Below are 14,482 nucleotides of genomic sequence, written 5' to 3'. Positions count from 1 at the left end.
CCCGCGAGCCGGATGAAACATCCGGGCCGTGCCGGGCCGTCATAGGGCGGACTCGGCGGAGGGAGAGGAAACGTGGCCACAGCTCGACGGCGGGCGGCCCTGGAGGAGGAGTTCGTCGCGTTCGCGGGGGCCCGGTCCGGGCAGCTCTACCGGTCGGCGTACTTCCTCACCGGCGGGGACGCGCACCTGTCGGAGGATCTGGTGCAGGAGACGCTCGGCCAGATGTACACCCAGTGGCACCGGCTGCACCGGCCGGGCTGGGCGGGGCGGATAGAGAATCCGGCCGGGTACGCGCAGACCGTGCTGGTGCGCGCCTACCTGACGCACCAGCGGCGGCGCAGCAGCAGTGAGCGGCCGAGCCAGGTGCTGCCGGAGGTGGCGGCGCAGTCGCCGGACTCGGACCTGCGGCTGGCGCTGGTCGGCGCGCTGGGTCAACTTCCGCCGCGGGACCGGGCGGTGGTGGTGCTGCGGTACTGGGAGGACCGCAGTGTGGAGGAGACCGCGGCAATGGTGAAGGACAGTTCGGCCGCGGTGCGCACCAGGTGCACGCGGGCGCTGGCCAAGCTGCGGGCGTTGTTGGGTACGGAGTTGGCGGAGCTGGTGGCGCGATGAGCGGGGAGTTCGACCGAGGGAGCGGTGAAGTGACGGGCGGGGGCGAGGAGTTCGAGGTGCAGCTGGGGAGGGCCTTCGGGCAGGCGGGCGGTGGTCCGGGTCCGGAGGTGACGGCGCGGCTGATGGACGGCGGGCTGGCGATCGGCCGGCGGCGCAGGCGGGCCCGGCGGCGTCGGGCGCTGGCGGCGGGTGCGCTGGCCGCGGTGGTGGTGATCGGGGCGGGGGCGCTGACGGTGCCGCACGGGGTGCCGGGGGTGCGGTCGAACGCGATCGAGCTGGCCAACTCGGGGTCGCCGTCGGCGTCGTCGCAGAAGGATGTGACGATCCTGCTGGTGGGTCTGCAGTCCAGCTTCGACGCGCAGGGCCGGCCGGTGCCCGACGATCTGCTGTACGGCGACCTGCACGCCCAACGTTTCGGCGAGGACATCCCCGACACGCTGATGCTGGTGCGCATCCCGGCTGATGGCAGCGAAGTCCGGCAGCTGTCGATCCCCCGGGACCTGCGGGCACCGGACGGACACAGCTGGGCCGGCCAGCTCAACTCGGTGTACGCGAAGGCGGAGTCCGACGAGATCGGCCGGCTGCACGAACACGGCCTGGCCCACGAGGACATGATCCAGCGCGGCCGGGAGGCCGGGCGGGTCGCGCTGATCAAGGCCGTGGAACAGCTCGCACAGCTGCCGGTGGACCACTACGCCGAGATCTCGATGACCGGCTTCTACCGGGCGGCGCAGGCGCTGGGCGGAGTGCCGGTCTGCCTGAACCGGGCGGCGAAGGACAAATGGAGCGGGATCGACCTGCCTGCGGGCAGGCAGGAGTTGGGCCCGGCGCAGGCGCTGGCGTTCGTCCGGCAGCGGCACGGCATCGGCGACGGCTCGGATGTCGGGCGCACCCGCCGGGCGCAGGCGTTCCTGGCCGGGGTGCTGGCGAAGTTGCGCACCGGCGGGGTGCTGACGGATCCGGCCAAACTGGCCGCGCTGTACGGCTCGTTCGCGGACCAGTTGGTGACCGACGCGGGCTGGAGTCCGGTGGACTTCGTCCGCCAGGTGCCGGCGCTCGCGGCCGGCCGGGGCACGTCGGCGACGCTGCCGGTCAGGGGCGAAGGGTCGTCCGTGACGACGGACCCGGGGTTGGCCCATCAGTTCCTGCTCGACAGCGAAGCGGCGGCGACGGCGAAGCCGGGCCTGGCCGAGGCGAAGGAGGCGGACCGGCAGGCCCTGGAGGCGGCGGGCGGGGTGCCCTGCGTGGACTGACGGCCGGTCAGTCGACGGCCGTCCACCGCCAGGGGCGGGGCCCGTGTTCGCCGCGCAGGCAGGCCAGCCGGTAGTGCGCCTGCGCGGCGTGCCGGGCCGGGTCGGCGGCGGCCTGCTGCAACGCGTAGCAGACCAGCCGCAGTTCGCGGACGGCGCGGAAGACCGGGTAGCCGGGCCACTCGGTGACGTCCGCGCCGTACGCGGCGCAGAAGGCGGCGTAGCCGGGGGCGGTGAGGGTGCCGAAGGAGTCGTGGGCGACGGCGGTGGAGGTCAGGTCCCAGGCGGGTGGGCCGAGGGCGGTGCGTTCGAAGTCCAGCAGGTGGGCGGCGGTGGCGGTGACGGCCAGGTTGCCGCCCCAGGCGTCGCCGTGCACGACGGTGGACGGGCCTGCGGCGGCGCCGAGTTCGGCCCAGGCGGTGCGGAGTTCGGCGAGCCGGGCGTGCAGCCAGCCGCGCTGCGGGGCGTCGAGGGTGGTCGCGCCGTCGATCCGGTCGGGGAGCCGGACGAACGGGTCGATGATGCCCAACTCGGCTTCGGGCGGGGGCAGTCGGTGGAACCGGCGGAGGACGGCCGCCAGTTCGGGGGCGGTGGCGTGCCGGTGCGGGGGCAGCTCGTGCCAGAAGGTGACGGGCCGGCCGCGGACCACGATCGGGGCGGGCGGTCCGTCGAGCGGGCGCACGGCGGGGACGCGGTGCCGGTGCAGCCATCGGGCCACGGTCAACTCGCGGGCGGCGACGGCAGTCCGACCGGTCCGGTGGATCCGGGCCACGACCTGGCCGGGCAGCCGCCACAGGGTGTTCTCACCGGCCCGGATCAGCTCCGCGCCGACGCTCGGGCGGCCGGCGGCGGCGCAGGCCTCGGCCAGCAGTCCGGCGGGGTCTCGGCAGTCCACGTCCAGGCCTCGTTCCACTCGGCGTCCAGGGCCGTGCGCGGCGCGCCCGGCCAGTTTCCACCCTGCTTACGCGGAACGGGAATTCGGGGCTCCGCCGGTCGGCCGGCCGATCGGCCCTCGCCGATGGTCCAGACCACCCTTGCCTTTGGTCCAGACCTATTGACGCGCCCTGCCAGCGCTTTTACGATCCGGTCGGCACAGCCCCACATGTCCCCCACCTCACCCAGAGCCCGGCGTCACGCCCCCACGCAGCATGGCCACACCCATGCCCATGGCGCTCGGCGGGAAGGGAGCACCACATGTTCCGTCGGAGCCCGCGCACGTCACACCCGCACCATGCGGGGGTGGAACGCGCAGTCCAGGTGATGCGGCCCGAGACCGGGCCGACCGTGTTCAAGCGCTCCCTCGCCGGGGTGTGCGCCGCCGCCGTGATCGGCACCGGCCTCGTCGTGGCCGGCTCGGTCACGGCCTCCGCCGACACCACCAACCTGGTGGTCAACTCCGGCTTCGAGAACGGCCTCTCCGGCTGGACCTGCTCCGGCGCCACGGTCGTCAGCACCCCCGTCCACTCCGGCAACGCCGCGCTCCAGGCCACCCCCACCGGCCAGGACACCGCGCAGTGCAGCCAGACCATCAGCGTGCAGCCCAACTCCCAGTACACGCTGAGCGCGTACGTCCAGGGCAGCTACGTCTACCTGGGCGCCACCGGCACCGGCCTGACCACCGCGCCGTCCACCTGGACCGCCAACAACGCCTCGTACGGCCAGCTCAGCGTCGGCTTCACCACCGGCGCGAGCACCACCTCCGTCACGATCTACGTGCACGGCTGGTACGGGCAGCCCGCGTACTACGCGGACGACATCTCGCTCGCCGGCCCCGGCGGCAGCAGCAGCCCCTCGCCGAGCACCAGCGCGAGCAGCAGCCCGTCGTCGAGCCCGTCCAGCAGCACCTCGGCCAGCCCGTCGAGCAGCGCCTCGGCCAGCCCGTCCACCAGCACGTCCGCCAGCCCGTCGAGCAGCGCCTCGGCCAGCCCGTCGTCCAGCTCGACCTCGGGTGACGCCACCTGCCCGACCAAGCCCAAGCCGGCCGGCAAGGTGCTGCAGGGCTACTGGGAGAACTGGGACGGCGCCTCCAACGGCGTGCACCCGGGCATGGGGTGGACCCCGATCACGGACAGCCGGATGGCGCAGCACGGCTACAACGTCATCAACGCCGCGTTCCCGGTGATCCTCTCCGACGGCACCGTGCTGTGGCAGGACGGCATGGACACCGGCGTGAAGGTCTCCACCCCGGCCGAGATGTGCCAGGCCAAGGCGGCCGGCGCGACCATCCTGATGTCGATCGGCGGCGCCGCCGCAGGCATCGACCTGAGCTCCAGCACGGTGGCCGACAAGTTCGTGGCGACCGTCGTGCCGATCCTGAAGAAGTACAACTTCGACGGCATCGACATCGACATCGAGACCGGCCTGTCCGGCAGCGGCAGCATCGGCACCCTGTCCGCCTCGCAGTCCAACCTGATGCGCATCATCGACGGCGTGCTGTCCCAGATGCCGGCCGGCTTCGGCCTGACCATGGCCCCGGAGACCGCGTACGTCACCGGCGGCAGCGTCACCTACGGCTCGATCTGGGGCGCCTACCTGCCGATCATCAAGAAGTACGTCGACAACGGCCAGCTGTGGTGGCTGAACATGCAGTACTACAACGGCTCCATGTACGGCTGCTCCGGCGACTCCTACTCGGCCGGGACCGTCCAGGGCTTCACCGCCCAGACCACCTGCCTGAACAACGGTCTGAACATCCAGGGCACCACCATCAAGGTCCCCTACGACAAGCAGGTCCCGGGCCTGCCGGCCCAGCCCGGCGCGGGCGGCGGCTACATGGCGCCCAGCCTGGTCAGCCAGTCCTGGAGCGCCTTCAACGGCCAGCTGAAGGGCCTGATGGACTGGTCGATCAACTGGGACGGCTCGAAGGGCTGGACCTTCGGCGACAACGTCAAGGCGCTGCAGGGCCGCTGACGTTCCGGCGTGAGGCCTGTCCACAGGCCTGTGGACAGAGAAGGACCGGGCAGGGCCCCGGGAGCGCAGGTCGCTCCCGGGGCCCTGTCTCCGTTCCGCCCGAAATCGCCCGATGCCGGGCCTGGTCGGTTTATGACACGGCATAAACCGACCAGCTCGAAATCGTTCGACCCCCTAGTGACGCGGCCGAAGATAAGAGTATGTATCTGGTGCACGCGCGACTACGCTCGCCGGTCGGTCGAGGAACTCCTCCCGACCTGGCGAAATTGATTCGTTCCCATGCGGAGGACCTCGACGCGCTGGAGCACGTGAGCGTCCACCCGAGCGGATCCGACGAGGTCACGGTGGGCGTGTTCAGCCTGGCGCCCACCCTGCTGGAGGCGGAGGACCGGGCGGCCGCACTGGTGCGCCGGGCGGTGCGGGAGGAGCCCGCGCTGGCCGGCTGGACCGTGCTCGCGGTAGGCGCCGCACTGGTTCCAGGGCCTTGGTGGGGCTTCGAGTAGCCCCGGAGTGGACGGCTTAGGACAGTGCATGTTCCGTCCAGTCGCCCCCTGTTCCCACCGCGGCACGGGTGCAGCACAGTAGTGATGTCGGCGGGAGCAGCCGCCGACAGAACTCCGGGAAAGGAATCCCGGAGAGAATCCCGCCACACTTTCGAGGAGAATTCCCGTGCTGGTCACCCGTGTCTCCAAGTTGGTCGCTTTCTCGGTCGCCGCAATTGCCGCCCTGGCCTTTTCGGTGACGTCGGTGGAATACTCCGGGAATGTCGCCGACGGCACCGGCCAGGCCGCCCCGACCGCGACCACCACTCCGAGCCCGGGCGTCTCCCCGAACGGCGACGTCACCTGGGGCGGCTGAGCCACCCGGACGACGACCACATCCGACCGATCGCACTCACGGGGGTGAAGACGATGGAATACCTGGTCCTGGGCGCGCTGGAGACGCGTCAGGGCGGCGTCCTGGTGGACGTCCGGGGCATGCGGCAGCAGAGACTCCTGGCGCTGATGCTCCTGAACGCCGGCCGGGTGGTGCCGATGGACTTCCTGGTGGACGAACTGTGGGAGGACCCGCCGCCGTCGGCCAGGCCGCAGGTGCACAACGCGATCCGCGACCTGAGACGGGTGCTGGCCGCGGGCGAGCACCGGCTGGTGACGGTGGACGTCGGGTACCGGCTCGCGGTGCCGGAGGACGCGGTGGACGCGCACCGGTTCACCCGCAAGGTCCGGGAGGCCCGGGCCGCCGAACGGGACGGGCGGTTCCCGGAGGCGATCCGGCTGCTGCAGTCCGCGGTGGACCTGTGGCGCGGCGAGGCGTTCGCCGGCATCCACTGCCCGGCGGTGACCAGCGCGGCCGTGAAGCTGAACGAGCAGCGGCTGACCGCGCTGGAGGACCTGATGGCCCTGCGGCTGAAGGTCGGTGAGACGTCCTCGCTGGTCGGCGAGTTGACCGCGCTGCTGGCCGAGTACCCGCTGCGCGACTCGCTGCGGCGGAGCCTGATGACGGCGCTGTGCCGCAGCGGCCGGCAGGCGCACGCACTGGCGGTGTACGACGAGGGCCGCCGGTTCCTGGCGGACGAACTCGGCCTGGAGCCCAGCCCCCAACTGCGCGCGCTGCACTCGGAGATCCTCGCGGACGCGCCCGGCGTGCACGACGCGCCGGAACCGCTGGAGGCCCGCCCGGCGACCGTCGCGGAGAACCCGGCGCCCGGGCAGCGGCCGAACTGCCTGCCCCACGACCTGACCGACTTCACCGGACGGAGCGCCGAACTGGCGCTGCTCCAGGAGGCGGTGGCCCGCCGGGCGACCGGCGCCCCGCTGATGCTGGCGATCGACGGCATGGGCGGCGTCGGCAAGACCACGCTCGCCGTCCGGGTCGCGCACCGGGTGACCCCCGACTTCCCGGACGGCCAGTTCTTCGCCGCCCTGGACGGCTTCGACGAATCCCGGCCGCCGGTCCCGCCGAGCCAGGCACTGGCCGCGCTGCTGCGCGCCGACGGCCTGCCCCCCGAGCGGATCCCGGCCTCGCTGGAGGAGCGCTCCGCGCTGTGGCGCTCCCGGCTGGCGGGCCGGCGCTGCCTGCTGGTGCTGGACGACGCCGCGACCAGCGCCCAGGTGCGCCCGCTGCTGCCGGGCGCCGGCGAGACGCTGGTGCTGGTGACCAGCCGGCGCAAGCTGAGCGCGCTGGACGGGGCGGTGGCGCTGCCGCTGGACGTGCTGCCCCCGGGCGACGCCGTGGAGTTGCTGGCCCGGGTGGCCGGCGAGCGCCGGGTGGGGCGCGAGCCGGTCCGGGCGGCGGAGGCCGCGGCGCTGTGCGGCTACCTGCCGCTGGCGATCCGGATCGCCGCGACCCGCCTGCGGGACCGGCCGGCCTGGTCGGTGGCGGACCTGGTGGACCGGCTGGCCGACCCGGAGCGCCGGGCACGCTGCCTGCGCACTGCGGACCGCGACCTGATGGCGCTGCTGCGCGCCTCCTACCAGTACCTGGACCGCGCCCAGCAGCGGTTCAGCCTGCTGATGAGCCGTCAGCCCGCCGGGTCGTTCGACGTGGACCGGGCGGCGGCGGTGACGGGACTGAGCACGGACGAGGTCGAGGGTTGCCTGGACGTGCTGTACGAGAACAACCTGATCCGGCAGGAGGCGGCGGCACTGTTCTCGTTCCACAGCCTGGTGCGGGACTGCTCGCGGCTGCTGCCGGAGCCGCCCGACGGGACGGTCGCCCCGGCGGGCGTGACGGTGGCTCAACTGGCTGCGACGGCCTGACTCCGAGGAGTTCCCGAACGCTCCGTCGGCCGCCTCCGGGCCGCTGTTGTCCGGACATGTTTCCGGAATCCTGTGGCCAAGGTGTGGTTGCCCTGTGTCAGTAAGCTCAGGAAAAGATGTAGACCTTACTGGCGCTGATCGAAACGGGGACCGATCCATGCTGGACGTTCTGGGGCTCGATGCGGAGGCCGAGTCCATCTACCGCCGGATGCTCGCCGACCCGCAGGCCGGGGTGGCCGCGCTGGCCAGAGCCTTGTGCCTCACCGAGGACAGAGTCCGAACAGGACTCGACCGACTCAGTGAACTGGCCCTGATCCAGCCGTCGGCCCGGGAGGGCATCGGGTTCCGGGCGATAGGACCGGAGACCGCGATGGAGGTGCTGCTGGCCCGCCAGCAGGCCGAACTGGCGGCCCAACAGCTGCGGATAGAGGCATCGCGGGCCGCGGCGGCCCAACTGATCGCGGAGTGCTCGGCGTTCCGCCCGACCGCCACCGACGCCGCGTCCGAGCAGCTGGACGGCCCGGAGATGATCCGCGAGCGGCTGGCCGAACTGGCCGGATCGGTGCGCCAGGAGGTGGCGACCTTCGCCCCCGGCGGCGCCCACACCGAGGAGGACCTGCGGGCCAGCCGGCAGCCGAACGCGGCGCTGCTGGAGCGCGGGGTGCAGATGCGCACCGTCTACCTGGACAGCGTCCGCAACCACCGGCCCACCCTGGACCACGTGACCTGGCTGAACCTGCACGGCGGCCAGGTCCGCACGGTGCCCGAACTCCCCATTCGCATGATCATCTTCGACCGCCGGCAGGCCGTCCTGCCGATCGACACCGACAACGCCCGGGCCGGCGCGGTGGTGCTGCGCGGCGCCGGCACGGTGGCCGCGCTGTGCGCGCTGTTCGAGGGCGTGTGGGCGAGCGCGATCCCGGTCGGGGACGCGCCCAAGTTCGACGAGAACGACATGCCCCCGCACGAGCTCGCGGTGCTGAAGATGCTCGCCCAGGGCCACACCGACGAGGCGATCGCCAAGCGCATGGGCGTCTCCCCGCGCACCGCCCGCCGGTTCGCCGCCAACCTGATGGAACGCCTGGACGCCCGCAGCCGGTTCGAGGCCGGGGTGCACGCCGTCCAGGACGGCTGGCTCCCCGCCACGCGCTGAGGGCCTGTCCGGCAGGATCGGCCCGGACAGGCCCTCGGTGCGGGTGTCGCACCGGCCTTTCGTCACGCCGTCGCGGCCTGGCGCTTCTTCTCCCAGCGGTCCGCGAGGAGGAGCGCCAGCGCCGGCAGCAGCGTCACGCCGTACACCCCGAGCAGCCAGCTGAAGGAGTGCGCGAACGCGGCCGGCACCATGCCGTGGTGGCTGCGGGCCGAGTCGGTGAGCACCACGGTGACCACCGCGATGGCCAGCGCGCCGCCGATCCGCTGGGTCAGGTTGAGCTGCGAGGAGGCGTCCGGAATGGACTCCTGACGGATCGACTGGAACGCCCGGGTCATGGTCGGCACGATGGTCAGGCCGGTGCCGAGGCCGCGGATCACCAGGCTGCCGCAGATCATCCAGTACGGGGTGGTGCCGGTCAGACCGGTCATCGGGACGGTCGCGGTCATCGTCAGGCAGATGCCGATCAGCACCGTCCCGCCGCCGCCGATCTTCCGCAGCAGCACCCGGGAGAGCCAGGCCGCGGTCACCACGCCCAGGCCGCCGACGGACATCAGCAGGCCGGTGGTCACCGCGGACTCGCCGCGGGCGTCCTCGAAGTACAGCGGGATCAGCATCATCGGCGAGTACAGGACGAAGCCCAGGCAGAAGATGTTCACCACCGCGGCCGCGTACACCGGGATGCGGAACAGCCGCAGGTCGAGCAGCGGGAACTTCGCCTTCAACTCGCGCACCACGAACACCGCCGCACCGACCACGGCCAGGCCCAGCGGCACCAGCAGCGACGCACTCGCCTCGGCGCCCCGCTCTGCGTACGCGTGGATGGCCAGCACCAGGGAGACGGTCGCGGTCGCCGAGGAGACCAGGCCCAGCAGGTCCAGCGGCTTGGCGCTGCCGGCCGGCGGGGCGTCCTTGCGGACCCAGCGCACCGCGGCGAAGAGCAGGACCGCGCAGAACGGGATGTTCACCGCGTACACCGCCGACCAGCCGCCCCAGGAGACCAGCAGACCGCCGATGGTCGGGCCGAGCAGCGGACTGATCAGCATCACCGAGCCGTTCAGGCCCTGCACCCGGCCCAGGTGCTCGCGCGGCACGCCACGGGTCAGCAGGATCGTCGAGGCCGGGGTCAGGATGCCGGCGGCCGCGCCGGACACGCCGCGGAACGCGATCAGCTGGTCCAGCGACTGCGCGGCGGCGCAGCCCAGCGAGCCCAGCGCGAACAGCGTGGCCGCCGCGGCGAACACCCGCTTGGTGCCGAACCGGGTGGACAGCCAGCCGGTCGCGGGCATCGTCGCCGCGAGCGCCAGCAGGTAGGCCGTCACCACCCACTGCACCTGGTTGATGCCGCCGAACCGGGCGGTGGTCTCCTGCATGGAAACGTTGACGATGGTGGTGTCCAGCAGCGCGATGAAACCGCCGGCGATGGCGACGGCCATGGTGATCAGCGCGGCCTTGGACGGACCGCCGTCCTGGGCGGGCGGCGCACCGGCCGACCCGGCGTCGGCGGGCCTGTCGGCTGCGGCGGCGGCCGGGGCCTCGGGCTCCGCGACGGCGACCGCGACGGTCTCCTCGACCACCGTTGCGGGCTCGGTGCTCTTCGGGGCGACCGGTGTCTTCGCGGGAGTGGGCTTGGCGGGAGTGGGCTTGGCGGGAGTGGGCTTGGCGGACGCGGCTGGCTTCTGAGCTGCGGCGGGCTTGGCGGGCTTCTGCGTGGCGGTGGGCTTCTGGGCCGCGGCGGGCTTCTGGGCGGCGCTGGGCTTGGCAGTGGCAGTGGGTTTGGCGGTGGCAGTGGGCTTGGCGGCGGGCTTGCGTGCCGGGCCCGGCTTGCGGCGGGCCTTGCCCTTGGCCGCGTTCACCGTGGTGCGGGCGGGCTGCTTGGTGGGCATCTTCGCGGGTCCTTCATCAGCGGGGAGGAGGGGGGCCGGGTCAGTCGGCGGCGAGCAGGGCGCGTTCGACGTCGTCCAGGACGGCTTCGGCGGCCGGGCGGGCGTCGGGACGGTTGCGGCAGGACAGGGTGACTTCGGTGCGGCCGTCGAGCTGGCAGGTGCTCAGGAACATCTCGGCGTACGGGACGAGCATCGGCAGCGTGCAGTAGTCGGTGGGACGGAAGTGCGCGGTACGGAACAGCTCGGTGTCGATCCGGCCGTGGTCGGTGAGGATCGCGGTGCACGGGAAGCGGGTGCCGTCCAGCTCCTGAGCCTCCCGCAGCGAGTTCGCGAACGGGTTGTTGCGCAGGAAGTCCCGGTCCAGGGCGGCGACTTCGCGCTTGCGGAGCATGGCGGCCAGCAGCTGGCTGTGCAGCCGGTTCCAGCGGTCCTCGCGGTGCAGGTCGAGCACCAGCTGGGAAGTCAGGTTGGCGGTGGAGCGCACCTCGCGGTCGTGCCGACGCAGGTCCACCGGGATGATCAGGCGGCCGGCGTCGGCAGCCAGCCGCCGGGACACCGCCGCGCCGATCCGGGCGGTCACGGCGGACGGCGTGGCCTCGATCGAGCGGCGCAGCCAGAGCGCCGTGCCGTCGGCGGCCTGCTGTCCGAGGATCGCGGGGCCTCCCTCCACCCGGGCCGGGACGGGGGCGGCCGGGACGGGGGCGGCGGCGGCCCGGAAGTGCGTGTCGTCGACGGTGGAGTCCGCGCCGACCACGGGCTCGCCGCGCAGCGCGCGGAACAGGTCCTCGATCCAGTACCGCAGGCCACGGCCGTCGGTGACGATGTGGCTGGCCCGGACCACCAGACGGGCGCTCACCGGGCCGTTGGCGAGGCCGACTTCGCAGACCGGCCCGGCCACCACGTCCAGGTCGCGGTGGAAGAACGGGTGGTCGAATCCGGCGTCGGCCGGCAGCTCGGTGATCGGCGGGAGCGCGTCCTCGGCCCGCCAGTTGGGGCCCTTGCGGCGGACCGCGAGGCCGGGGTTGGCGGCAGTGGCCTGCCGGACCGCGTCGGCGAGTTCCGCCGGGTCGATGCGGCCCTCGCCGTCGATCACCATCTGGATCAGCTGCGGGGTGCCGGTGGCGTTGGCGTTCAGGTAGCCGCGCTCGATCTGGGAGATCCGCCGGGTGTAGGCACGGCCCGGCGCGGCGACGGCGGTGGCGGTGGCGGTCATGCGGCGAGCTCCAGGGTCGGGGCGGCGAGGTCCCTCGGGCCGGGTGGCCAAGTCCTCGGGCAGGGTGACGAGTTCGAACTGCGGGGCGGGTCGGCGGACAGCGGGAGCGGCAATGGCGGCGGTCATGCGACGAGCTCCAGGACCGGAGCGGCGAAGTCCTCGGGCCGGGTGGCCAAGTCCTCGGGCAGAGTGACGAGTTCGAACTGCCGGGCGGGTCGGCGGACAGCGGGGGCGGCAATGACGGCGGTCATGCGACGAGCTCCAGGACCGGAACGGCGAAGTCCTCGGGCCGGGCGGCCAAGTCCTCGGACAGGGTGACGAGTTCGAACTGCCGGGCCGGTCGGCGGACAGCGAGGGCGGCAATGGCGGCGGTCATGCGACGAGCTCCAGGACCGGAATGGCGAAGTCCTCGGGCCGGGCGGCCAAGTCCTCGGGCAGCGTGACGAGTTCGAACTGCCGGGCAGGTCGGCGGACGACGGGAGCGGGTCGGCGGGCGGCAATGGCGGCGGTCATGCGACGAGCTCCAGGGCCGGAGCGGCGAAGTTCTCGGGCCGGGCGGCCAAGTCCTCGGACAGGGTGACAAGTTCGAACTGCCGGGCCGGTCGGCGGACAGCGAGGGCGGCAATGGCGGCGGTCATGCGACGAGCTCCAGGACCGGAGCGGCGGGTTCGGGCAGGCAGTCCCACCGGGAGCAGCTGCTCGCCACCACCTCGCGCCGCGCGCGGCCGGGTTCGGCCGGCGGTGTCGGGGCGGCACCGGAGTCCTCCTGCGGGCCGACGGGTTCGGCCGAGCAGTCCCACCGCGAGCAGGCGCGGGCGGAGGCAGAGGCGCGCTGCGCGCAGCCGGGACCGGCTTGCGGAGCCGCACCGAACTCCTCGACGGGAGCGCCGAGTTCGGCGGAGCCGTGCTGCGCCGGGCGGGCGGCGGGCCGGGTGGCCGCACCGGGGTTCTGCGGCCGGTGGCAGGGGGCGAGGGCGGCGGCGGGCCGCTGCTCCATTCCGGCTTGCCCCATCCCGACCTGCTCCGTTCCGACCTGCTCCGTTCCGAGCTGGCCCGTTCCGGCTTGCTCCGGTCCGACCTGCTCCGTTCCGGCCTGCCCCATCCCGACCTGCTCCGTTCCGGCCTGCCCCATCCCGACCTGCTCCGTTCCGGCCTGCCCCATCCCGACCTGCTCCGTTCCGGCCTGGCCCATCCCGGCCTGGCCCGTTCCGGCCTGCCCCGTGCAGCGGGTGGCGGTCATGCGGCGGCCTCCAGGCTGAGTGCCTCGGTGCGGACGGCGGGGGCGGACGGTTCGGGCTGCCACCACCAGCGGACGTCGGCGGGGGCGTCGGTGGCCAGGGCCAGGTGCAGTCCCTCGCCGAGGTCGGCGGAGCGCACCAGGTGGCCGACGTTGGTGGGGCGCCATCCCGGCTGCCAGTCGGGCAGCCGGACCCCGGCGAAGGTCTCCTTGCGCAGGTGCGAGGCCTTGATCAGCGCCTCGCACTCGGCGAAGTCCCGCATGGTGGCGGGCTCGCCGTCCGGGCGGCCGAGCAGCGCGCCCAGCCACTGCATCGCGAACGGGCGGTCGCGGTGGTCCTGGAGGTCCACGCCGACGGTCTGGCCGGACACCAGCGCCACCGTCGAGTACGCGGCGCAGTGCGCCACCGAGGCGGTCAGGCCGAGCGCCGGGACGCTCCACCGCCGGTGCTCGTCGCGGGCCAGTTCGCGGGGGCTCAGTCGAACCCCGTAGAGGCTCGCCACCGCCTCGGTGATCAGCCACCGGCCGGCGTCGTTCAGCCGGTGGCCCATCCGGTCGCGCGGCAGGTGCGGGTGCCGGGTGACCAGGCAGTCGATGGCTGCCCCGTCGTCCGGGCCACCCTGCGGGGCGACGGCGGTGAGCGGCGAGTCGGCCGCGGGGCGGGCGGGCGACGGGCGGTCCGGCTGCCCGGGGGCGGCCAGGGCCTCCATCGTCGCCCGCCGGACCGTCAGCCCGAGGGCCGCCCACAGGGGCTGGGGGCGGACCGGCGCTGCGGTCGGGGTGGGTGCCGGGCCGCCGCCCGGCACCCGGCCGAAGTTCGACGCCCCGCCGGGCGCCGTCTCCGGCGTCCGGGACGGCGCCAGCTGCGCCGTGCCTCCGCCGGGCTGCACCAGGTCGGTCTCGGGGCGCTGTTGCTCCAGCCAGTCCCCGCCGGCCCGAGCAGTCCGCCCGACCGAAGTACGAGCCACAGCCGAAGCGAGCACCGAACCCGACCGACCGGCCATCACCAACTCCGCCTCCGGACGCTGCTCCTCCAACCGGCCCCTGCCAGCCCGAGCGATCCGCCCGACCGGCGTGGGCGTCGGCAGGCCGGCTGCGTGGTCCCGGCCTCCCGCCGACAGCGGTCCGGCGGCCTGCCGGGCGCGTGCCGCGGGCGCGAGTGCCCGGTCGGCCTGCTCGCCCGCCGTCGTCGCCGCCGCGCCTCCACCGGACCGACCGGCCGTCACCAGGTCGGTCTCGGGGCGCTGCCGCTCCAGCCAGTCCCCGCCGGCCCGAGCCGTCCGCCCGACCGGCGTGGGCGTCGGCAGGCCGGCTGCGCGGTCCCGACCTGCCACCGACAGCGGTCCGGCGGCCTGCCAGGTGCCTGCTGTGGGCGCGAGTGCCCGGTCGGCCTGCTCGCCCGCCGTCGTCGCCGCCGCGCCTCCACCGGACCGACCGGCCGTCACCAGGTCGGTCTCGGGGCGCT

At 73.6% G+C, this 14,482-nt stretch carries 16 protein-coding genes; 7 read left to right on the top strand and 9 right to left on the bottom strand.

Features of this window, described 5'->3' with window-relative positions:
- Positions 1-72 precede the first annotated feature (72 nt).
- Both ACIQF6_RS30475 and ACIQF6_RS30470 read left to right on the top strand, forming a co-directional pair.
- Positions 73-612, top strand: a complete 540-nt coding sequence (locus tag ACIQF6_RS30475) for a SigE family RNA polymerase sigma factor (protein WP_400900727.1) — start codon at positions 73-75, stop codon at positions 610-612.
- Positions 613-641: 29 nt separating this feature from the next.
- Positions 642-1,865, top strand: coding sequence for an LCP family protein (locus ACIQF6_RS30470; RefSeq protein WP_400900725.1), 1,224 nt, complete (start codon positions 642-644; stop codon positions 1,863-1,865).
- A 7-nt stretch (positions 1,866-1,872) separates the two neighbouring features.
- Here the strand turns inward: ACIQF6_RS30470 and ACIQF6_RS30465 are convergent, their stop codons facing one another.
- Positions 1,873-2,757 carry a phosphotransferase enzyme family protein gene (locus ACIQF6_RS30465; protein ID WP_400900723.1) on the bottom strand — a complete coding sequence of 295 codons (885 nt, stop codon included), beginning with the start codon at positions 2,755-2,757 and terminating at the stop codon, positions 1,873-1,875.
- A 365-nt stretch (positions 2,758-3,122) separates the two neighbouring features.
- Between ACIQF6_RS30465 and ACIQF6_RS30460 the strand changes: the two genes are divergently transcribed.
- From ACIQF6_RS30460 to ACIQF6_RS30440, 5 genes are all read left to right on the top strand, one after another.
- Positions 3,123-4,772 carry a carbohydrate binding domain-containing protein gene (locus ACIQF6_RS30460; RefSeq protein WP_400900805.1) on the top strand — a complete coding sequence of 550 codons (1,650 nt, stop codon included), beginning with the start codon at positions 3,123-3,125 and terminating at the stop codon, positions 4,770-4,772.
- A 266-nt stretch (positions 4,773-5,038) separates the two neighbouring features.
- Positions 5,039-5,275, top strand: coding sequence for a hypothetical protein (locus tag ACIQF6_RS30455; RefSeq protein WP_400900721.1), 237 nt, complete (start codon positions 5,039-5,041; stop codon positions 5,273-5,275).
- A gap of 166 nt (positions 5,276-5,441) precedes the next feature.
- Positions 5,442-5,630 (top strand): hypothetical protein, encoded by a 189-nt coding sequence (locus ACIQF6_RS30450; protein WP_400900719.1) that lies wholly within the window; start codon positions 5,442-5,444, stop codon positions 5,628-5,630.
- Positions 5,631-5,683: 53 nt separating this feature from the next.
- Positions 5,684-7,531 (top strand): BTAD domain-containing putative transcriptional regulator, encoded by a 1,848-nt coding sequence (locus ACIQF6_RS30445; RefSeq protein ID WP_400900803.1) that lies wholly within the window; start codon positions 5,684-5,686, stop codon positions 7,529-7,531.
- Between the two features lie 157 nt (positions 7,532-7,688).
- Positions 7,689-8,684 (top strand): LuxR C-terminal-related transcriptional regulator, encoded by a 996-nt coding sequence (locus ACIQF6_RS30440; RefSeq protein WP_400900717.1) that lies wholly within the window; start codon positions 7,689-7,691, stop codon positions 8,682-8,684.
- A 62-nt stretch (positions 8,685-8,746) separates the two neighbouring features.
- On the opposite strand, the gene ACIQF6_RS30435 is transcribed toward ACIQF6_RS30440, so the two are convergent.
- From ACIQF6_RS30435 to ACIQF6_RS30400, 8 genes are all read right to left on the bottom strand, one after another.
- Positions 8,747-10,567, bottom strand: coding sequence for a DHA2 family efflux MFS transporter permease subunit (locus ACIQF6_RS30435; RefSeq protein WP_400900715.1), 1,821 nt, complete (start codon positions 10,565-10,567; stop codon positions 8,747-8,749).
- A 40-nt stretch (positions 10,568-10,607) separates the two neighbouring features.
- The gene (locus tag ACIQF6_RS30430; protein WP_400900713.1) at positions 10,608-11,906 is read right to left on the bottom strand and encodes a hypothetical protein; all 1,299 of its coding nucleotides are present in this window, start codon (positions 11,904-11,906) and stop codon (positions 10,608-10,610) included.
- Complete coding sequence (locus ACIQF6_RS30425; RefSeq protein WP_400900711.1) at positions 11,903-12,031, bottom strand: hypothetical protein; 129 nt, start codon at positions 12,029-12,031, stop codon at positions 11,903-11,905. The genes ACIQF6_RS30430 and ACIQF6_RS30425 overlap by 4 nt, the downstream gene beginning before the upstream one ends.
- Positions 12,028-12,156, bottom strand: coding sequence for a hypothetical protein (locus tag ACIQF6_RS30420; RefSeq protein WP_400900709.1), 129 nt, complete (start codon positions 12,154-12,156; stop codon positions 12,028-12,030). The genes ACIQF6_RS30425 and ACIQF6_RS30420 overlap by 4 nt, the downstream gene beginning before the upstream one ends.
- A complete protein-coding gene (locus ACIQF6_RS30415; RefSeq protein ID WP_400900707.1) occupies positions 12,153-12,293 on the bottom strand; it encodes a hypothetical protein in 141 nt (46 codons plus the stop codon). Before ACIQF6_RS30415 ends, ACIQF6_RS30420 begins: the two co-directional genes overlap by 4 nt.
- On the bottom strand, positions 12,290-12,418 hold the full coding sequence (locus ACIQF6_RS30410; protein ID WP_400900705.1) for a hypothetical protein: 129 nt from the start codon (positions 12,416-12,418) through the stop codon (positions 12,290-12,292). Before ACIQF6_RS30410 ends, ACIQF6_RS30415 begins: the two co-directional genes overlap by 4 nt.
- Positions 12,415-13,020 carry a hypothetical protein gene (locus ACIQF6_RS30405; protein ID WP_400900703.1) on the bottom strand — a complete coding sequence of 202 codons (606 nt, stop codon included), beginning with the start codon at positions 13,018-13,020 and terminating at the stop codon, positions 12,415-12,417. The genes ACIQF6_RS30410 and ACIQF6_RS30405 overlap by 4 nt, the downstream gene beginning before the upstream one ends.
- The coding region (locus tag ACIQF6_RS30400) for a hypothetical protein (protein ID WP_400900701.1) at positions 13,017-14,482 on the bottom strand (1,466 nt) is incomplete at its 5' end. The genes ACIQF6_RS30400 and ACIQF6_RS30405, both read right to left, overlap by 4 nt.

The organism is Kitasatospora sp. NPDC092948 (genome assembly GCF_044754805.1).
In the GTDB taxonomy this organism is placed as follows: Bacteria; Actinomycetota; Actinomycetes; order Streptomycetales; family Streptomycetaceae; genus Kitasatospora.
This window is presented reverse-complemented; position numbering and strand designations above follow the sequence as displayed.